Origin of the sequence: Phormidium sp. CCY1219, from assembly GCF_035615515.1 — a bacterium.
In the GTDB taxonomy this organism is placed as follows: Bacteria; Cyanobacteriota; Cyanobacteriia; order Cyanobacteriales; family Laspinemataceae; genus CCY1219.
Genome location: NZ_JAJENT010000825.1, coordinates 48026 through 68112, shown reverse-complemented (window position 1 = coordinate 68112; position 20087 = coordinate 48026). Strand labels below are relative to the sequence as shown.

Below are 20087 nucleotides of genomic sequence, written 5' to 3'. Positions count from 1 at the left end.
TCCTCTGTAGGCGGTTCGCTGGGTTCCTCTGTAGGCGGTTCGCTGGGTTCCTCTGTAGGCGGTTCGCTGGGTTCCTCCGTGGGCGGTTCGCTGGGTTCCTCCGTGGGAGTGACGCTGATGTTAAAGTCATCGCTAACCGTGGCACCTTCTTCGTCGGTTGCTTGTACCGCGATTTCGACGTCGCCTACACTGTTATCGGTGGGAGTACCGCTAAAGGTTTGCGTTTCCGGATCGAAGTTCAACCAACTGGGAAGGGATGTGCCATCGGCGCGGGTTGCCTCATAGGTTAAGGTATCGCCCGGATTGTCAGGGGCGAAGGTATTTTCCGGAATTTCAAAGTTAACGGGAGTGCCTTCGGAAAAGGAGCGATCGGCGATCGCATTTTCTACGGTGGGCGCATCGTTGAGAGCCACTTCAAAGCTGCTTAAGGTTGCAGCGGGAACGGGATTTCCGGTGGTATCCCGCACGCGATCGCCTTTTAACTGGGCGGTATAAGTGCCATCGTCTTCAAAGTTCCAGGTGCCTCCGGGAGGAGAAATCTGGTAAGTGGCGGCGATCGGCGTTCCGTTTCCGTCGAGACTGGTGTTGACTAAGTTGGCGAATTGAGAAAACTCGTTCTCACTGGTTATCTGAATGTCGGAATTATCTAAAGTGGAAAAATCGATCGCCCGGTTATCGGTAAAGCTGAGGGTTAAGTTGGTACTGCTGTCTCCTTGGGCGACATCCTCTAGGGTGAAGTCTTCCCAACTGGGGGCGGTGCTGTCGGTGGTTCCGGGAGAACCCACATCTAACCCGCTATTATTCCCCGCTACGGCGCTTTCGTAAGCAGTGGCGGTGGGGGAAGCGCGTCCGATCGCACTCCTGGCCCAATTTTCGCCGTTATCGTTAAATTGCCTCGGGTTATTCCCGCTGACGTCGGTGAGATAGATCGAGGTGGGATTAACATCGGTGGGCCAAGCGTCGCTATTGTTGTAGTTGACGCGATCGGTGGTCTGGGACAACCCAATCTTATAGTCGGCGAGACTGGGCCACAAGGCAAGGCGATCGCCTTCGGTGTCCAATTCGGGCCAATTGGTTACGGGCACCAGATTCGCTTCGGAATCCCAGGCGGCGCTAAAATCGGCTGCCGCGATCGCCTCGCTGTTATATAAAATTCCGGTTTCCCCAGGGGCGATCGAACCCTGTCCCACATTGGCTTCGGTCAGTGCCGGATCGTCATTGTCATCAAATACAAATCCGCCTAAATTAACGGTTCGATTGCCGGCATTATATACCTCTGCCCACTCCCAATTGGGTGCTTCGCTGGCGGGATCGTACATAATCTCCGAAAACACCAACTTGGGCAAGGCTTGTTTTTCATATGAACCGATATCCACCGCTTTCCCGGCAATTCGCTCGAAACCCTCGCGGCGCTGATCGGTGTCCGCATTTTCCGGCACTCTCTCATTGTTTCCAGCATTAATCAGCGGCGAACGGGGAACCAGGGCGTGGGTGAGCGGCGCGTCTTCTGGTGCTTGATTTTGTGCCAGATTGGGATCGATAACCTCGCTCAGTGGAATCCCCCCGATTTCGGCCAAGCTCAGATCTGTACCGTTTTGTATCTTAAACCCATTGCTACCCTCTGGGTTGCCTAGTAAGTTATAGCCACGGCTCTTAAACGTTCCGGTAACATTGGGAGCTTCCATGCCGTCGTTACCATTGGTGTTCCCGGCAATAATCGTGTGCGTCACCCCAGCACTCCCACCGGCAGAGGATTCTACCGCAACTCCGCCGCCGATGTTTTCTGCCCGGTTTTGAGTTATCGTGCTAAATTGTATCTTCATCCGCGCGTCGGTGAAGATGCCGCCGCCTTGATTCTCTGTAGAATTTCCGGAAATGGTGCTATTTAAAACCGTCAGGTCTCCCGCGCGATGCCGAATCCCGCCGCCGTCATCATTGGCGCTGTTGTCGGAGATGGTGGTTTTGGTCACTCTCATCGTGCCGTCTTGGTTGCGGATAGCCCCACCATCATCATTGGCGACGTTGTTGGTGAAAGTGCTATAGCCGATTTTGGCCGATCCACCGTCGTTATCGATCGCACCGCCGTCTTCTGTGGCGGTGTTATTCAAAAAGTCGATATTTGAACTCGTCAGGGTGCCTCGATTTTTAATCGCTCCCCCGTCTTTTTCCTGCGGCCCGCCGTTGGCATAGCCGTTTTCTAGGGAGAGGTTCCGCAGCTTTAATGTGGCGTCTTCATCCACGTGGAACAGCCGAAATTTCGGCGTATCCTCGCCATCGCTTCGGGCGATGGTGCCGCCTTTACCATTAATAATCAGGCTGTGCCCGTTATCGGGTTTAATTGAGGGCAAGCCATTGTCACCGTCGGTGTTGTTGTCGATCTCGCTTACGGTGAAGGTCTGATTCCGCAAGTTTATGGTATCGTCTTCTTGGTTGCTATTCGCTTCCTCGATCGCCTGTATTAATTCTTCGCCGTTTTGTGGGGCAAAGCTGGCCAATACGCCGCTATACTTTTGCTGCGCTTGTTCCTCCACCGCTAAGGGAGCTTCGATGTCGCCTGTGGTGACTTCTAGATCCCAGTCGCCTTGTAAGACAGCCGCGCCGGTTAAATCCTCGGAGGCGGCAATATCTGCCCCGGTGAGCTGACTCAGTTTTTCCAGGAAAGCTGCGCCGGCTTCGGTTTCGCCTACATTACAGCCATAGAATAAAATATCGGCGCGATCGCTCAGGTTAGACGCGAGAGATTGCAACTGTTCGCTATAGCTCTCCAGGGTTTCGGCATTGAGCTCGGTGGCCCCAAGGGACACTGTACCAGGGGCACCGTGAGAAATGAAGTGCATGCTCTCGATGCCAGTCCTATTGCCGATCGCTTCTGCGATCTGCTCGATACCGTCGCGATCGCTATCCAGCGCGATCGCTTCGGTATTCGGTGCTAGGGAATCGATGAGAGTATCGGCGTCTTCAACGGTGGAATCGATAAAGACAAGGTTTTGCGCCGGATTTGACGCGATCTCTTCCTCGGTGGAAGCCATCTGGTTCCCAAAAGCAGTTTGCGGTTCTAGTTGAATATGTTTCATCGGTTTGGTACATCCCCATTGATTGACATAAGGTTTCTCTGGCGGACACGGATCGCGTTACCCGGAGGGTCAAACTGTTGTTGACTGAAATGTTTATTTCCCTAAGCTCTTCACAAAGAAAAACTTGTTACCTTCCTACTATAACCCGCACTACCCGGTAGTCGGCACTCCCCCTCTAGATATAAGTGGGCATCTCTCTTTGGGTATAACGTGTGACAGGCTGATGCGTAAAATCACGGAAAAATGACGCGGGAAAAAACCAGCACCCCGACGAGCCAATTCATTGCACTAAAAAAGCAAAAATTAATTTTTTTAAGCTTAAAGCAAAGAATGCAATAGCAATTTAAAGAAAAATTATTTTTTTTAGTTTTTTCCGGTTAAATTGCTAAATTTATTGATAATTTACCCAAAATTGCCGTAATTTGCTAAAATATGATGTTAAATGTTTTTAACAATGCCCGTTTTAAATTCCAGTGGATCCTTAAGGAAAATCCGGTTAAACTCGGCTTGTGTTTCAGGTGATATAAAAAATATATGCAATATGCAATTTGCAACTTCTTTCCCAAAATCTGATAAAATACAGTGGATCCCCCAATGCGGGGTGATGGCAATTTTTGGCAAAATGGACTGACTTGGATCTCAGATGAAACCTTATCAGCTTCTCCCGATCGCCGAGTGTGGCGAACCTTTAGTACCCATTCCTTTGGATCGCTTTGCGGTGGAGTCGCCGCATCCCTATGAAAAACTGGGGGCACCTTATGGGGGGCGATCGCCCTTTTATCTGCGTCAAGGGGTGGTGGAAAAGTTGCTCGCCGCCCAAAACGCCCTGCAGGCAAATCATCCCGGGTGGCGCATCCAGATTTTCGACGCCTATCGCCCGATCGCGGTGCAGCAATTTATGGTAAACTATGCTTTTGCCTCAGAAGTGCGATCGCGCGGTTTGACCCTCGCCGAATTAACCGAGGCACAGCGTCAAGATATTTTCCAGTCGGTTTATCAATTCTGGGCGGTTCCCAGTGCTGATGTAGCGACACCGCCGCCCCACGCCACCGGTGCTGCAGTGGATGTTACCCTCATCGCAGCAACCGGCGACGCAGTAAATATGGGGTCGCCCATCGATGAAATTTCCCCGCGATCGCACCCGGATTATTTCGCCAACAGTAGCGACGATGCGGAAAGAGTGTATGACATGCATCGGCAAATTTTGGCAGATGCCATGCGATCGGTCGGTTTTGCCCGCCATCCTAACGAGTGGTGGCACTTCTGCTACGGCGATCAAATGTGGGCCTGGTTAACCGGGCAAGACACCGCCCGCTATGGCAGAGTGGATTAACTGGAGGCGAAAGTGGCGATCGTTTAATTGTATATGTCGGTGGAGATGGCAAAATGTGAGATTTCTGTAGGGGAGGCGGAGCCTCGCAGAGGGCGTTCCCAGGCGGTTGCCGGGAAACAGTGTATAGTCGCGTAGGCGGAGTATAGCCCTAGGGGGCATGGCTACGCTAAAGCTTGCCTAGGCGGGATTTCAATCGCCCGCTGTTGATTGCCGTTCTACTTGCCAAATATGTCCGAAGGGGTGAAGGGGGGTAAGCTGGTAATTGGGATGCTGCTCGATCGCGCCATATAGGTCGATGGAGGGGCGGAATAACAGGACATCGCTGAAACCCTCGGGAATCTGGATCGGTGCATCGTCTTCGAGTACCCATAACCGCACCTTGGGATGGAGTTTATAGCTCAAAGAAGTGAGACGACTGATGCGCTTGGGACTGGAAATCACTAAGGGGGTTTCCGCTTGATTGGCGATCGCGGCGACTTCGGCATTATAATAGCTGCTGTACTTGTGCCACCAAGTCTCCGCCTGGGCGCTGATGGCACAGGAGAAGATTCCCCCGGCGATCGACAGCACAAATAACAATTGCCAAAAAAATTGTTGCAGATTGCCAACTTTAGCCAGCGGCAAGCCCCACCGGGGAAGCGCCTTTCCGGGTGCTTCCTGGGGGGCGATCGCGGTTTTGCGGGCAAAAAGATAGGCGACGGCGAGTTGGATGGCGAGATAAGAGGGAAACAGATAGCGGGCAATTCCCGATCGCTGACCTCCAGAAACGATATCGTAGAGCATTAAAAATACACCATTGCCGGCGATCGCGCTCAACAGAAACAGCCAAACCCGTCGCGGCGCGCTGCGACAGAGGAAATAAAGCGCATATCCCACCACCATCACAACTGGAATTATCGCATAAACCCCTACATCTCCCCAAGCAAACTGGGTCATATCTTCACCGCCTACCACATCAAAAAGTTGTCGCGGATAAACGCTATGAAGGTCAAAAAATACCGCCGTCAGATTCACAACCCATCGCTTCCCTAAATTGCCCAGAGGAATCTCTCTTCCCATCCATTGCCCGATGGTGCTTTCATTATCAAAATAAACGATAATCCAAGGAATCAAACTCGCGCCTCCCGCCAGAGAAGCCCACAGATAATATTGCACTCGTTTCGTCCAGCGAAATTTTTCGAGTAATCCCACATAAAGCCCTTGTCCGAAAAACACCAATCCCGAAATTAAATGGGAATAAAACCCGAGAAAAACCGCGATTCCATAAACTGCCCATCTTTTGCGCGTAGGCAGTTTCATTGCCCGCAGGAGTGCCACACTAGAAAGTAAGGTGGTGACGGTCCACAAACTATATTGTCTGGCTTCTTGGGCGTAAAGCAAATGCAAGGGAGAAACCGCCAGCAAGCAGATAGCAAACCATCCCACAGTAGGCGATTCAAATAACGCGATCGCCAGCCAATAGATAGCCGGAAATGCCAGCAAACTAATCGCTGCCGCCAAACTGCGAGTAACAGCCGCACTACTGCCAAACCACTGCATCCACAGTCGAGTTAGCAGATAGTAAATCGGTGCATGTTCGGCGTTTTCAGCTAAGGCATCAATGGTATCGTTCCAGCCATTTTCGGGAGAGAGAGTCTGGAATTGATGCAACTGTTCGACGGTGAGGATTTCTCGGGTTGGTATGCGCTCGTCAAATTTGCTTTTGCGATATCCTGCCACCCGCAAAGAAGTATGCACTTCGTCAATCCAATAGATTTTTTTATCCAGATTGTAAAAGCGCAAAAAAATTCCCACAGCCAAGAGAAAAACCACCAGTAAATGCAATGGCTTGAACTTGAGTTGATGTCGTTTCATTTTTTTTATCAATTTTTTTTTCGAGAGTTTATATCGTTTTTCATGCAGGGGTGTGAGTTCAAAATTAGGGTAAGCACTGCTCACCGAATGACCCCTATTCACAGCCAAATCATTTATGTACTCGTGCAAAAATAATGCCAGATGGTAGGATGGGCCTCGCCATTCAAGGGAAATTCCGCCTCGCGCAGGAAGTTCTAGAACTGCCCACCCGACAAACCTCAAAAATGGATGTGCAATTTATTTGGCATTAGTGCTTACCTCCTTGCTTACGAATCTGAGTTTAAAATACAACGGCTGTCTAAGACAACGGTGCCATAATTTTCAAAGATAGAACAGCGGTTCATGAGGGTGACGATCGCGGGAGGGGTTGGAGACTTTAACTGAGCGATCGCCTGTTGGGCGGCGGGATACTGACGAAGCCAAGAATTTTCTGCCAGATAGCTGGGGGTAAATGCGCCTTTATCCACCAACCACAAATCCACGCGATAGCGATCGAGAAATTGTTGCACTGTTGCGAGTTCTGGAGTGTATTGAGCTGCGATAGTGGCTTCGGTGCGATCGCGAAATTGCGCGTAATAGCCCAAATGGTAGGGAATCGCATATTCTCGCCCTGCTAAAATCGAGCGATGAGCAAAGGTGGGCAAATTATTTGCTTCTTCCGATAACGAAGCAATCAGACTGTCTTTTGGTTGCTGTTGCAAAAAGCCATAGAGTTGCGGTTGGGTACCAGTTTGGTAATAAGTCCAGGGGAAATTACTCATCGCCCATTGGGGATAAAAAATCAGCGTCGCCAATAGCAAGCTGGTGAGGGGAAAAAATAGCAACTTGCGCCACAAGGTGCGCGCCCATTTTCCCGCCGCATCTAGCAATAAAGTAATGGCGATCGCCGCTGAAAATGCCATCACCATTCTCAAACTATGTTGGGTGTAGCGACTGGGCAAATGCAACTGAAACAGGAGGGCGTGGGCGGCAAAAAACATCCCCAGAGAAGCGAGCAATAATTCCCCTAAGACTCTCACCCGAATTGACAGAGATTTTGCCAGGGGAAACGGTTGCGGAAATTGCCGCAAAATTGGCAACAAAAATCCCAGAGCCATAAATGCCGGGGTCAGGGCAGCGGATAAGCCAATCCCACTGCGCCCGTGGAACCAAAAATCCCAAGCATTTGCGATAAAAAACTGGGTTCTGCCCCCCGGTAAAAATTCCGGTAAGGTTTTAGCTTCGGCGAGACTGATTGTCGGCGAAAATTCCGAGGTGCTGATGGCATAGGGGAGCAGAATAAAGAAGGCAACGGCGATATTTATGGCAAAAAAGCGAGTTTTTTTAGCCGGGAAAGAGAGAGAAAATCGGCGATTTTTCCACTGGATGAGTTGCAGGATTAAAATGCCGGCGGCGATGAAAACATACTGAGGGTAGAAAAGTCCGAGAAGGGCGATCGCCCCTGCTGTGCCGAGTAAGTTTTGCTTTAACAGGTAATACAAAAAGGGCAAAAACAAGGGATAAACGAAGGCTTTTGGCGTGGCAGAAATCAAGCCATCTTGCATCCAAAGGCTTTGATTGAGCAATACGGTGGCGAGAAATCCCGCAAAGGGAACGGGTAATAGCTGAAGGGTGACGCCAAAGCAATAGACAGTGGTGATTAACCCGAGAATGAGGGGGAGGATTTTGCTGAAGATTAATGGAGGAATTCCCACCGCTGCCATGAGGCGATAAAGGGTGGCATATCCGGCGGGGGAAACGGATTGAAAATAATCGGCAATTAAATCCTGGGGGAATAATTGGGAGTCTAAGAAGCGCTGCATCCAAAAGACATGCTGGCGGGCATCGTCTTGCACCACGTAGTCGGCGCTAAAGGCGTCTTGCAGGGCCAAAATGCCGTAAGTGGCGGCGAAAGTGAGGCTGAGGAACAACCAAAATATCGCCACTTTGTGGGAGGATTTTGCAGCAGGTGCGACGAACAGTTTAAGCGATCGGGCGCTGTGCATGGTAGGGTTGAAGGTTTACCGGCTTGGGTAAGCCAAAATACGGCGCGATAATTCCACGCTCAGCACGATACACCTGCCGCATTTGGGATTAAGTTTGCGCCCAAAACTTCGCGGTTACAGGAGGGGTTCGCGGGCAATTTTATCCAATCCAACTGATTGCAAGAGATCGACCCAGTTGCGTTCGAGAAGGGGATCGGTGGGATTTTCCCGGCGCAGTTGTGCCAAGGTGGTGAGGGTATCGTACCAGATACCGGCATCGGCGTAAAGGGCGACGCGATCGCGAACGGTGGCATTTTCGATTTCCGTTGTCAGATCCGGACTCAGTTCTACCCGCTGGATTTGCCCTTGTACGTATTCATCGGTGGCGCGATCGTCGTAGTCGCAGACTAATGCAAATGTCCAGTAATAATTGCTCTCGACTTTTAATTCGGGAACTTCCGGATCCGTGGGAATGCTAATGCTAACTACCCCTTCAGTGGTGGGAACGGTTACTTGTTTCTCGTAAATTGCCTCGCTTTTTTCATCATATAAAACAAATTCTGCACCTTCAGCGGAATTTTCCGGCAGATAGAAAAAGAAGGTGGGAGAGGCGGCAGTGGTTAATCCCGGGGTGCTGGTGCCTGGTAATAATGCAGTCAGGGGTGCTTCGCCTGCGGTGCAATCATTTCCCCGAGTACCGCCCGGTTCGCGCTGTTCGTTTCCGCCTTGGATGTTGGGAACGGTTTCTGCCTGGATTTGGGAAATGGGCACTCCGAAGACGAACAGACACAGGGCCGAGGCGAGACCCACGCTCAGCGATCGCTTGCGAACTGAAGTTGCATTCATAGGTTTTCTCCTGGATGATTTATTTAGTTTTGCCTATAATCCCATTTCCATGCTATCTCATCATTTAGGAATTGTCTGCGGTTTTTTATTAATTTTTTTTACGTCTAATAACGCGAAAAATCTCCACACTTTCCTGCTTGCCTTTCAATGTCATTGGCCCCCAGGACTCTACTTCAAATTCGCCCCCGAGATAAGCGAGGGTTTGGCCGGCAATTAAGATGCGACAGTCATCCACTTGTCGGTCTTTGTGACAACTTTCCAGACGCGAGGCGATGTTGACGCTATCGCCGATCGCGCCATATTCGAGGCGTTCGGTTCCGCCCAAACTGCCTACGGTAACCGGCCCTGTGAAAATACCGGCGCGAATTTGGATAACGGGCAATCCGCGATCGCGCCAATCTTGATTTAGTTTTTGCAAGCATTCTCCCATTGCCAAAGCACAGTTGACTGCATTGCGGGCATCCTGAGCAATTTCTTCCGCACTTTGGCGCGCAATGGGCACTCCAAACAATGCCATCACTGCATCGCCGATAAATTTATTCACAATGCCGTGACGTTCTATCACGGTGCCGGTCATGCTTTGCAAGTATTCATTTAACCATTTCATAATCACTTCCGAAGAGGTTTTCTCGGAAATGGAGGTAAAATCTTTTATATCGGTAAATAACACCGTTACCGTGACTGTTTGTCCGGGAATAATGCCCGATTTAAGTAAGCGATCGCGCTCGTTCCACAGGGCATTGGCCACAGCGGGGGAAGTTTGCTGGCCTAATAGTTTCATCACCATTTGTTGCTGTTGCCGTGCTTGTTGGAACTGGTAAGTGACTCCGGCAACCACCACCAATATAAAGGTCAAACTCGGTGCGGCTATGGGAATCCATCCCGCCTGTAAAAAGAACAAAAAACCCCCGCTAAATAACAGTGCCAAACTTGCGATCGCACTGAGGGATAGAGTGAGGATAGTTTGACTTTTAGCCGCAAGAAACCCACCGCCAGTTGCCCAGGCAACAATCCAGAGAATTTCTGCCCATTCCGGCCAATACCACAGCAAGGGGCGATCGTCGAGAACCGCGCTGAGTATTTCGCTGACCATTTGAGCGTGAATTAGCACTCCTGGCATTTTGCGAGCGCCTTTTTTCGAGGCACTGTAGGGGGTAAAAAACGAGTCGTGCAAACTGGGGGCCGTGGTGCCGATGATGACGATTTTATCCTTGACCCACTCCGGGTCGAAATTCTGGTTTATAATGTCCATAAACCGCACCATCTTCGCGATATTCCCGGAGCGATAATTCAGCAGAATTTTATAACTATTCGGATCCATGTTTTGATAGCCGCCGGAATTGGAGCCGAGCTTTTCAAATACCGTAGTGGCCAACTGATATTGGTTGTTTTCTGTCAGTTGCGGTAAAATATCTTCGCGTTCTTTTAAATAAGCGAGCGCTAGTCGCAGAGAAAACGAGTGCAGGGTAGCATTATCTTTGACATCAAACATTAGATTTCGGCGCACGATCCCATCAGCATCTGTGAGCAAATCGTTAAAGCCAATTTGTTCCGGGGGCAAATTCTTCGGTGGAGGAATGCTTTCGGCATCCGATGCGCCAATATAAGTAATGCCAAATACATTGGGTTGGTCAAATTGTTCGATTAATTCCTCATAGCCCGGTTGGTTGGGGACATCGCGAAAAATATCTAAGCCGATCGCGCTCGGTTGATGTTGCTGCAAATTCGCCAACGCCTGCGCCACCACGCGATCGCGAAGGGGCCACTGTCCCAGGGCGCGGATATCAGATTCCGTCACTGCAACCACCAGGATCCGAGGGTCTGCACCTTCATCGCCGCGCAGGCGCATCATCCCATCGAAAACCGCCAGTTCCAAGGGTTGCAACGTGCCCAACTCTCGCACCCCCAGCAGCACGCCAGTGACGGTAACGGTGGCGATCGCCATTGTAGAAAGGTCCGCAGAACCAATCCGCCGTGCCAGAGTGCGCCACGGCAGGGAAACTTTCGCGAGAACGTTAGAAATCAGAACGTTATTTTTGAGGGTTTCGATAATCACGGGATTAAAATTTAGCCACAATTTATTGCCATCGCGGGGGTTTCCCACCGCACTCACCCGCAAAATGCACCTGGAAATCAAAACGGGAGGAGACCCCGGCGCGAGCAGAGGGCGTTGGTTCTGCATCGCCTATTATTATTGTGCCTCAGTCAATGCCTCGGTGAAACCCCAATATCATAGCTCTGGCCGAGAAATGAGGGCGATCGTAAAGCGCAAAATGCGACGCGGGAGGGATAACGCTTTTGATGTCCTCACCCAACCTGCCACAGAATTGTGTTATATCCTGGATGGGGAAAAATCCTTTATTATTCACTTTCACAACAACGGGTTAGATAATGAGCAATTCTTGGATTTACATGGCCGGTCCTTTATTTACAAAAGCCGAGGTCAACTTTAACCAAAACCTGGCCGATACTTTAACCGAAAATGGCTATCGGATTTACCTCCCACAGCAGGAATGCGCCGGGGTTAAGGCACCAGAAGAACAATTCGCTATTTGCATTCGCGGTATCGATAAAGCCCGGATTATTCTCGCCATTTTAGACGGCACCGATGCCGATTCTGGCACTTGTTTTGAAATGGGATACGCCCATGCCAAAAATATCCCGATTGTCGGACTTCGCACCGACTTTCGTGGCAGTGGAGAACACCTGGGAATCAACCTGATGTTGAGCAACAGTTGCGCCCATTTGCTGTTAACCGCCCTGAATCCGCCTCCTTCCAGCGATCGCGTCACCTATCTGCAACCCGGTGAAGATTTTATCCCGCCATTGTTGCAGGTTTTACGCCGATATGCCGCATAATTTTTCCGAAGGTGGGCATTGCCCACCTGACGGTTATCGGCTTTTTTGAAATATTTTAATTTCCGGATTGATTTTATCAAAATTGGAATACACCCGCATTTTTTCTAACTTGCGATATTCCACTTCCTCGCGATTAAACAAATACCAATTTGGGGTAGACTTGTACTGAAACGCTAACTGATAGCCGAGGTTTTCCGCAAGCAGTTGCGACAAAAATTCATGTTCTGGGGTATTGGGCCGGAAGCGGCGGATATCGTAACCACTGCTGAGGATAATGTAGTCCGGATCCAGGGTGGGTAAATCGGCGAGGGTGGGTTTGCGGAGGGTTTGGGAATTAAACGCTTCTAACCGAGGGAAATATTTGTCGTCCCCGCTTCCGAGGATAAAAGCAGTGGGGGGAATATGCTGTTTCATCCAAGCTTCTACGGTGTAGCGCGAGTCTTGCACCATTAAAACGTTTAGGGTAAAAGAATACGCGAAGGTGTAAATTAAAATGGCACCGATGAAGATAAGTTTTGCTTTAAAAAACTTCTTCGCGGGGGTTAAAAAATTGGCGAGAAACTGCCCGCCGAAAAAGGACAAGACAATGGCAATGGGGATTAAATAGCGAATGTTGCTGTACCAGACGACGCAGATATAAAACAGGTAGTAGGAGAGAATGGGCACGAAAAAAGCGTTGAGCAAGGGCTTTTTTTGCGGGTGTCGCAAGTGGTTTGCCAATCCAATTAAACAGATGCCATATAAAGGCCATCCCATTGCAAATCTGAGATTGGTGAGACTATCGCGAAACATTTTAAGCTGACCCCAGAGGTTTTGCGAGTAGCGCGGATCGATGCTTCCTTTGCCCAAGGTAATCACTTGCACATGTTTGATAAATCCTTCTAGGTTAAACAACAAATTGTGCAGCAGGGCAAACACCGTCAGTCCGATAATTAAAGAGCCGATAATTTTGGGATGCAGGAGAGTGTTTTTGAGGGTGATGGTTTGATTTTGCTGTTTGAGAAGGCGGTGATGTTGCCAAATGAGAAACAGGGGAGTGAGGAGATAGAAACCATAAGCTTGGTCTTTGGTGCAGACGGCGATCGCCGCTACAATAGAAAACAGCCAATAATCTTGCAGGCGTTGAAATTTGAGGATTCTGAGATAAAACAGGAAAGAAAGCACCACCCAGAATAAATAAGGGGCTTCTAAGTTGGTGAGTTTGGCGTAATAGAAAAAGGTGCAGTTTAAAGCAGCGATCGCCGTAGCAAATAAAGCGGCTTTTTTGGAATAGAGTTCTTGTCCGCAGCGATAAATCAGAAACAGCAAACCCAGGGCAAAGATGAGGCTGAGAACCCTGCCGATGTAGAATAAAACCGTATAAGTTTCCAAGTGATTTACATCTACCAAGTTCACGGAATCGAGGAGCAAAATCGGCGAATACAATAACGCCAATAGATAAAAGTGAAACGGGGGATATTTATAATGCCATCCCTGGGAAAAGCGAGCGGCGATCGCTTCTAAGACTTTGGCGGGGACGATTTCATCCGCCGCCCATCCGTCAAAACTGGGCAAACCCCACCAAATCCCGTAAGTGTAGGCAAACAAACAGAGGATGAGAATCAAAACAAAAGCGCGATCGCAACTGTCGAGCTTTTTCCCGGGCATCCAATTAACTTTCCTTACCATTTTTGGGCGATAAATTCTCCCGATCGCGAACATTACTGACTGGCAATTTGGCCACCTGCAGACAATAATAAGCCAAGCTGAGCAGCAAGCCAACCGCAATCAATTTTAAACTATCTTCCAGGGCGTTGAGCCATTCATAAAGCACTGGACTGGTAATAATATCCGTGGTATGACTGAGGGCATCAAAAAAAATCATCGCCCCAGTTAAGGCAATGCCAGATTGGAATAAAGGCAAAAGTTGGCGATAACATTTTAATTCTTTCCGTCCCCAGTAAACGGCGAGGAAAAAAACAGCCAGATAAGCAACCAAGATTAAATCATCGAGCCGATCCGTCAAATCCGTGCGATCGATGTCTAGTTGATAGTGAATGGTGCGGTCTAATCCTTCGTGAATGCTAAACAGTTCGTCGCAGGCTAGAAATAAAAAACCCACCGACAACAGCACCCAGATAAAAGCGGGAGACCGCCAGAAGGATTTCGCGCGGTATTGTGCCTTGCGACGGGCAAAAATCATCCCACACAGCAGGGAAATGAACAGCAGTTCGGCGGTGGAAAGGAAGGTGAGGGGTTGTCCCTCGTCCATAAAATGTTTGGGATAGTATCCCAACAGTAAAGCGGCGACAATCGCAATGAAAATCGCCAGGATATTGATAGCATTAATCAGGAAAAAAGGCCATTTGGGTAAGGGGTTGGGCAAGAGGCGATTCAGCACGAGAATACAGGCTCCTGGGTGGCGATCGGGGTGGGAGGAGGTTGGCGCGATCGCGGAATTTTCCGGCAATTGAAATATTCCGCAAACCGTAGCTTCTCCTACTTTTCACAGTTGCACCAACCTAGTATAACTGCTTTTGGTCAGATTTGAAGGTGGTGTTGTCCTGCCGCGATCGCGCCCTAATTTGGGTTAGGAATCGGACGAGGCGTTGAGGATGCAGTCTGCTTTAAGAATCACAAATCCTTCATGTTCTAACGCCGAACAGGAATCCATAAAATTTGCGATCGCCGGAAGGGTACCGGTGGCGAGGGTGGCTTTCGCTTGTTCTGCGGCGGCAAATAGGGGTTGAGTTTCCGTATGGCGAAACTTTTCCAGCCAATAACTGTTCGCAATATAGACGGGAGTAAATGCCGATCGCTCTACTAGCAAAAAATCTACGCCATACTTTTGAATAAATTGCTGCAATTGATTCAAATCGGGACTGTAGTGAGCGGTAAATAAATCCACAGCGCGCTGGGTTAGCTCGAAGTAATAGGCTTTATGGTAGCCTAGCACATAGCTGGGACTGGCCACAATAGAACGGCGGGAAAAGTAAGGCAAATTATCCGTATCTTTGGTTATCGAAGCGATGAGCGTGTCTTTGGGTTGTTGGGCAAAAAACTCATACACGGGGGGAACTTTACCGACTTTATAATCCACATCGGGAAAGTCGCGGATGAGAACCGGATAAATTAGCATCAGGACGAAGAGGACAAAGGCAAAAGGGAAGAGAGTTCCGCCCCAGATGGGATGGCGATCGCGGCGGACTTTTTGCACTATTGCATCCACAATCAAGGTAAAGGCGATCGCGGCGACAATTGGCATTAAAACGCGCAGGCTGTGTTCGGTGTAGCGATTGGGCAGGTGCAGCTTAAATAACAGCAGGTGAGCGGCGAAAAACATCCCGGTAGAAACCAGCAGTAATTGTCCCAAAACCTGGATGCCCGGACGGATTTTTTCCGTTAGGGGAAAAGCGGAGCGAAAGAGCATCAAGATGGGAAAAGTGACGCCTAAAATGACTTGCGGTAAGGTAAAAGATAACTTACACCATTCACTGGGAAAAAAGCCGGTGCGCCGCCAACAGAGCCAATATTCCCAGGTGTTATCGATATAAAAACTCGGCCATAAGGTGCGCGCTTCTTCCGCTGTCATCACCGGACCGAATTCGGAAGATTTGAAAGCGTAAGGAAGCATAACGAAAAAGGCAACGGCTAGCCCAATCCCGCTAAAGCGATAAACCGCCGGATCTTGGGTGAAATGCAAGCGCCGATTTTCCCAGCGAAACAGTTGCAAGACTAAAATTCCGGAGGCGAGGAAAACGCATTGGGGATAAAACAGTCCGAGAAGGGCGATCGCGGCGGCGGTGAGGAGTAGTTTTCGCTGCAGTAAATAGTACAAAAATGCAAAAAACAGGGGATAGACAAATGCCACCGGGCTTCCCGAAGGCACATCATCTTGCATCCACAAGTTTTGATTGACCAGCAAACTGGCGACAAAGCCGGCAAAGGGAACGGGCAAGATTTGCAACGTCACCCCAAAACAATAAAGGGTGGTAATAATGACCAGAATTAGCGGCAAAATTTGGTTAAATGCAAAGGGGTCGATGCCGAGTTTTGCCACGATATCGTATAGTGTGGTATAGCCTGTGGGGGCGACGGATTGAAAGTAATCTGCCATCAAATCTTGCGGAAACATTTCCGCATCGAGCAATCGCTGCGTCCAAAAAACATGCTGTCGCGCATCGTCTTGTACCACGTAGGGATGTTTGAAGACTTGTTGCAGTCCTAAGCCAACAAACAGGATGGCAAATGTCAAGCTCAGGGTCAACCAAAATATCTGCGAAGAACGCGATGCTTTGGGCAAGGGAGTGGTGAAAAAGGTTTGCAGGTAGGAGGTTAGCATGAGTGGTTGAAGTCGATTAAACGGCGCTGCATTGCAGGGATTGAAAAGGGTGAGTGAGTCAGGGGGGTTCCTCGGGGGAATTAGCTGGGCGGATTTAAAATACAAGCAGAATCTAACACAAAAAATCCCTCGGTTTGAAAGACGGTACAGCGATCGCGCAGGGTTGCCAGTGCGGGGGTCATTCCTTGCTGCATTTGCGCGATCGCCTGCTTGGCATGAGGTTGATATTGCATCATCCAGCGATCGCGACTCACGTAGTTGGGCGTAAACGCACCCGCTTCGACTAACCAAAAGTCGATTTCATAGGTGGAAATAAACTCCCGCACGGCTGACAAATTTGGGCTGTAATGAGCATCAATTAAGTCTATCGTGCGCTGTCGAATTTCGCCATAATATCCTTTATGATAGGGAACCGGATATCCTTCGCCGCCCACCAATATCGAGCGCCGCGCGAAGGATGGTAGATTGTTGGCTTCTTCGGAAACTGAGGCAATCAAGATGTCTTTCGGTTGGGTGGCGAAAAATTCATAAAGGGTCGGCACTTCCCCCACGATGTAATCGGTTCTAGGAAAGCGTTTTAACCAGGTGGGTTCCAGGATAATGCCGGCGACAATTAACACCGCCAACATGCCGGCAATGATGGGTTTTCCCTTGTTTTCGCCCCAGGATAACAGGGCATCCACAATCACGGCGATCGCAATTCCAGCGGCGATCGCTGTCACCATTCTCAAGCTATGTTCCGTGTAGCGACTGGGCAAATGCAGGCGAAATAACAAGGCATGCGATATCAAAAACATCGCCAAAGATGCCACAATGATTTCCAGAAACAATCGGCCATTTTGCAAGCGCTTGAGTAACGGAAATACTCCGGGAACTTCATTGAACTCGGAACCGCTTTTTTCCCCTTGGCTTTTTTTACGATTGGCTATGATATCTAACCACAACAAAATCGGCAATAATCCCCCGGTAACGATGGGTAAAATTGTGCCAAATCGCGGCATAATGCCACTGCGCTGACCGCTAACCCAAAAATCCCCCACATCTTCGGTAAAAAATTCGCTTTTGCCATCAGATAAAAATTCCGGCAAGGTTTTTGCTTCTGTGGCACTAATTACCGGCCCGTAGTCATTGGATTTTACGGCATAAAATGCCATGACTGCCATTGCTACGGCAAGGGCAATCCCGGAAAACACATAATCCTGTGGGTGGCGAGAAAGAGAAGGACGCCATTGAGAAAGCTGGATTCGCTGCAATATTAAAATGCCGGCAGCGATTAAAACGCATTGCGGATAAAATAATCCCATCAGGGCGATGGTGATGCAAGTGGCGATGAGTTGGCGCTGCAATAAATAATACAGAAATGCCATAAAAATGGGATAGACAAATGCGGTTGCTGTTGCCGACACCACGTCATCGCGCATCCAAATATAATGATTGAGCAATAAAGCGCTGAGAAACCCCGCTAACGGGACGGGCAAGATTTGCAAGGTGACGGCAAAACAATAACCGGTGGTGATTAAACCCAGAATTGGCGGTAGGAGTTTGTGCAATAACATGGGGGAAATTCCCAGTTTTGCCACTATCCAATACAGTGCGGTATAGCCGGCGGGGGCGACGGTTTGAAAGTAATCGGCAATCCAATCGCCGGGAAACAATTCTGGGTCGATAAACCGCTGCATCCAAAACACATGTTGCCGCGCATCGTCTTGCACCACATATTCGGCGCTGAAGGCCACGTTTAAGACCATTAAACCATAAATTGTGGCAAAAGTTAAGGTGAATATCGGCCAAAATATTCGCGCCGTTTGCGGGCTTTTCTCCAGGGTTGCGGTGAGGAACCGATGCAATTTTGTTAGGCTCATAAGCAAGGGGGCAAATTATGCGATCGCATTGATTGGGGGGGGAGGCGGAGGGGTGGGATGTTCCCAGGCAGGAGCCTGGGAACGAGTTAAGCCTGGGAACGAGTTAAGTCCGCGCAGGCGAACTTTTTTTAACTGGTTCCCTGCTGGGGGGAACGCCCCTTCTGAGCTACCGCCTCCCCACAGGAATTCTGGAAAATAATGTGCATGTTTTGTTATTTTGTCACAATACAATCGGCGTCTAAAACCACAAAATCGCCGAGTTGGAAAGTGGTACAACGGTCGATCGCGGTGGCAACAATGGGGAGAGTACCCGAGTTCAACTGAGCGATCGCGCGTTGGGCTTCGGGTTGATACTGTTGCAACCAGCTATCTTGGGCAATGTATTCCGGGGTAAATGCCGATCGCTCGACTAACCAAAAATCAATCCCATAGCGATGGATAAATTGTTGCACCTGAGTCGGATCCGAACTATACTGAGCGCGCAGCAAGTCCGTGACTCGTTGGTTAAATTGACGATAGTATCCCAAATGAACGGGAATGGCATATTCCCTGGCGACTAAAACGGAACGGTGGGAAAAGGTGGGCAGATTATTGGCTTCGGAGGCTAAAGAAGCGATGAGAATATCTTGCGGTTGCTGTTGGAAAAATTCATATAATTGCGGCAATCTGCCGGGACGATAGTTGGTGCGCGGGAAGCTGCGATCGTAGAGGGGATAAAGCACTAATGCAATGGCAAGCAGCAGGCTAGAAGCGAGGGCGATCGCTTTTTTACCATTCGATTGTCTTGCTGCTGGGGTGACAATGTTTAAAGCCCAATCCAAAATCAAGGTGAGCAAAATTGCCGTGGCGATCGCTCCTCCGATGCGGGCGCTATGTTCGATGTAGCGACTGGGCAAATAGAGGCGAAACACCACCGCATGAGCGGCAAAAAATAGCGCCAGAGAAGTCAGCGCTAAATCGAGCAATACTTTCTGATTTTGTACCCTTCTAGCCAAGGGAAATATCTGCGGTTTTTGTAAGGCAAAGGGCAAGAAAAGTCCCAGCCAAATCAACGGGGGCAACAGGGGAGGAAGAATGCCCGATCGCTCGCCAATCAACCAAAAGTAAAGCGGATTGTCGCTAAAAAAAGATTGCCGTCCTTCCGGATGAAAAATTGGGTAGGCGATCGCTTCGCTTCTGGTTATCGTCGGACCAAATTCAGTGGAGTGCAAGGCATAGGGCAACATCATCACAAAAGCAACTAGAATTGCCAGGGCAGAAAACCAATAGTCGCGACGATTTTGGCAGAGCTTTATTCCGGGATTTTTCCACTTCACCAATCGCGCGACTAGCATCCCACAAGCAATCAAAACATAGGGAGGATAAGAGAGAGCCAAAAGAACGAGAGACAGACAGACGCCGAGTAAATTTTTTCGCAGGAGATAATACAAAAAACCTAAGAAGAAGGGATAGACAAAGGCGCGGGGAGTGGCGGACACCACGTCAAATTTCATCCACAAACTTTGCTGGAGCAAAAGGGTACTGATAAAGCCGGCGATCGGGACGGGGAACAGTTGCATCGTACAGCCAAAACAGTACAAAGCGCTGATGAGTGCTAGCACCGGGGGCAGTAATTTACTCAGCATTAATGGCTCGATGCCCAAGGTGGCGAAAAATTGGTAAAGTGTCGTATATCCTAAAGGGGCGACCGATTGAAAATAATCGGCAATTAAATCGTTGGGAAATAACTGGGAATTTACAAAGCGCTGCATCCAAAACACATGCTGCCTTGCGTCATCTTGCACCACATAGTTGCCGTTAAATGCTTCTGACAGCGCCATGTAGCTATAAATGAGGGTAAACGTCAGGCTTAAACTCAACCAAAAAATAATCTCCCGGCGGGAATTTTTCCGGGGAGGCGCAGTGAGAAATGTCTGTAATTTTTTCATTTGGGATGGGCGATCGCTCATAGTTCGGAGGAATCTAGGAGGTCGG

Annotated in this window: 12 protein-coding genes; 2 read left to right on the top strand and 10 right to left on the bottom strand. The window is 49.3% G+C overall.

The genetic code is table 11. The features are described from left to right. The coding region (locus tag LKK83_RS26030; protein ID WP_324634380.1) for a DUF4347 domain-containing protein at positions 1 to 3074 on the bottom strand (3074 nt) is incomplete at its 3' end. A 643-nt stretch (positions 3075 to 3717) separates the two neighbouring features. Here LKK83_RS26030 and LKK83_RS26025 point away from each other — a divergent pair. Further along, positions 3718 to 4407, top strand: coding sequence for a M15 family metallopeptidase (locus tag LKK83_RS26025; protein ID WP_324634379.1), 690 nt, complete (start codon positions 3718 to 3720; stop codon positions 4405 to 4407). A gap of 189 nt (positions 4408 to 4596) precedes the next feature. On the opposite strand, the gene LKK83_RS26020 is transcribed toward LKK83_RS26025, so the two are convergent. The 4 genes from LKK83_RS26020 to LKK83_RS26005 form a co-directional block, all read right to left on the bottom strand. Next, a complete protein-coding gene (locus tag LKK83_RS26020; RefSeq protein WP_324634378.1) occupies positions 4597 to 6261 on the bottom strand; it encodes a glycosyltransferase family 39 protein in 1665 nt (554 codons plus the stop codon). A gap of 266 nt (positions 6262 to 6527) precedes the next feature. Then, complete coding sequence (locus LKK83_RS26015) at positions 6528 to 8246, bottom strand: hypothetical protein (RefSeq protein WP_324634377.1); 1719 nt, start codon at positions 8244 to 8246, stop codon at positions 6528 to 6530. 114 nt (positions 8247 to 8360) lie between these two features. Next, positions 8361 to 9071: a DUF928 domain-containing protein gene (locus LKK83_RS26010; RefSeq protein ID WP_324634376.1), complete on the bottom strand. Its 711-nt coding sequence runs from the start codon at positions 9069 to 9071 to the stop codon at positions 8361 to 8363. A gap of 88 nt (positions 9072 to 9159) precedes the next feature. Continuing rightward, positions 9160 to 11253 (bottom strand): CHASE2 domain-containing protein, encoded by a 2094-nt coding sequence (locus tag LKK83_RS26005; RefSeq protein ID WP_324634375.1) that lies wholly within the window; start codon positions 11251 to 11253, stop codon positions 9160 to 9162. A 209-nt stretch (positions 11254 to 11462) separates the two neighbouring features. Between LKK83_RS26005 and LKK83_RS26000 the strand changes: the two genes are divergently transcribed. Next, positions 11463 to 11930 carry a nucleoside 2-deoxyribosyltransferase gene (locus tag LKK83_RS26000; RefSeq protein ID WP_324634374.1) on the top strand — a complete coding sequence of 156 codons (468 nt, stop codon included), beginning with the start codon at positions 11463 to 11465 and terminating at the stop codon, positions 11928 to 11930. Positions 11931 to 11963: 33 nt separating this feature from the next. On the opposite strand, the gene LKK83_RS25995 is transcribed toward LKK83_RS26000, so the two are convergent. The 5 genes from LKK83_RS25995 to LKK83_RS25975 form a co-directional block, all read right to left on the bottom strand. Beyond that, positions 11964 to 13598 (bottom strand): ArnT family glycosyltransferase, encoded by a 1635-nt coding sequence (locus LKK83_RS25995; RefSeq protein WP_324634373.1) that lies wholly within the window; start codon positions 13596 to 13598, stop codon positions 11964 to 11966. Further along, on the bottom strand, positions 13582 to 14379 hold the full coding sequence (locus LKK83_RS25990) for a hypothetical protein (protein ID WP_324634372.1): 798 nt from the start codon (positions 14377 to 14379) through the stop codon (positions 13582 to 13584). Before LKK83_RS25990 ends, LKK83_RS25995 begins: the two co-directional genes overlap by 17 nt. Positions 14380 to 14499: 120 nt before the next feature. Then, a complete protein-coding gene (locus LKK83_RS25985; RefSeq protein WP_324634371.1) occupies positions 14500 to 16251 on the bottom strand; it encodes a hypothetical protein in 1752 nt (583 codons plus the stop codon). Between the two features lie 80 nt (positions 16252 to 16331). Further along, positions 16332 to 18113, bottom strand: coding sequence for a hypothetical protein (locus LKK83_RS25980; protein WP_324634370.1), 1782 nt, complete (start codon positions 18111 to 18113; stop codon positions 16332 to 16334). Positions 18114 to 18325: 212 nt separating this feature from the next. Beyond that, on the bottom strand, positions 18326 to 20062 hold the full coding sequence (locus LKK83_RS25975; RefSeq protein WP_324634368.1) for a hypothetical protein: 1737 nt from the start codon (positions 20060 to 20062) through the stop codon (positions 18326 to 18328). Positions 20063 to 20087: the final 25 nt, after the last annotated feature.

What these genes read in the sequence shown, in the direction of transcription:
- LKK83_RS26000 (WP_324634374.1), top strand. Translation starts at nt 11,463, where the DNA reads ATGAGCAATTCTTGGATTTACATGGCCGGTCCTTTATTTACAAAAGCC.
- LKK83_RS25980 (WP_324634370.1), bottom strand. Translation starts at nt 18,113, where the DNA reads ATGAGCCTAACAAAATTGCATCGGTTCCTCACCGCAACCCTGGAGAAA.
- LKK83_RS26010 (WP_324634376.1), bottom strand. Translation starts at nt 9,071, where the DNA reads ATGAATGCAACTTCAGTTCGCAAGCGATCGCTGAGCGTGGGTCTCGCC.
- LKK83_RS26020 (WP_324634378.1), bottom strand. Translation starts at nt 6,261, where the DNA reads ATGAAACGACATCAACTCAAGTTCAAGCCATTGCATTTACTGGTGGTT.
- LKK83_RS26015 (WP_324634377.1), bottom strand. Translation starts at nt 8,246, where the DNA reads ATGCACAGCGCCCGATCGCTTAAACTGTTCGTCGCACCTGCTGCAAAA.
- LKK83_RS25975 (WP_324634368.1), bottom strand. Translation starts at nt 20,062, where the DNA reads ATGAGCGATCGCCCATCCCAAATGAAAAAATTACAGACATTTCTCACT.
- LKK83_RS25985 (WP_324634371.1), bottom strand. Translation starts at nt 16,251, where the DNA reads ATGCTAACCTCCTACCTGCAAACCTTTTTCACCACTCCCTTGCCCAAA.
- LKK83_RS25995 (WP_324634373.1), bottom strand. Translation starts at nt 13,598, where the DNA reads ATGGTAAGGAAAGTTAATTGGATGCCCGGGAAAAAGCTCGACAGTTGC.
- LKK83_RS26005 (WP_324634375.1), bottom strand. Translation starts at nt 11,253, where the DNA reads ATGCAGAACCAACGCCCTCTGCTCGCGCCGGGGTCTCCTCCCGTTTTG.
- LKK83_RS26025 (WP_324634379.1), top strand. Translation starts at nt 3,718, where the DNA reads ATGAAACCTTATCAGCTTCTCCCGATCGCCGAGTGTGGCGAACCTTTA.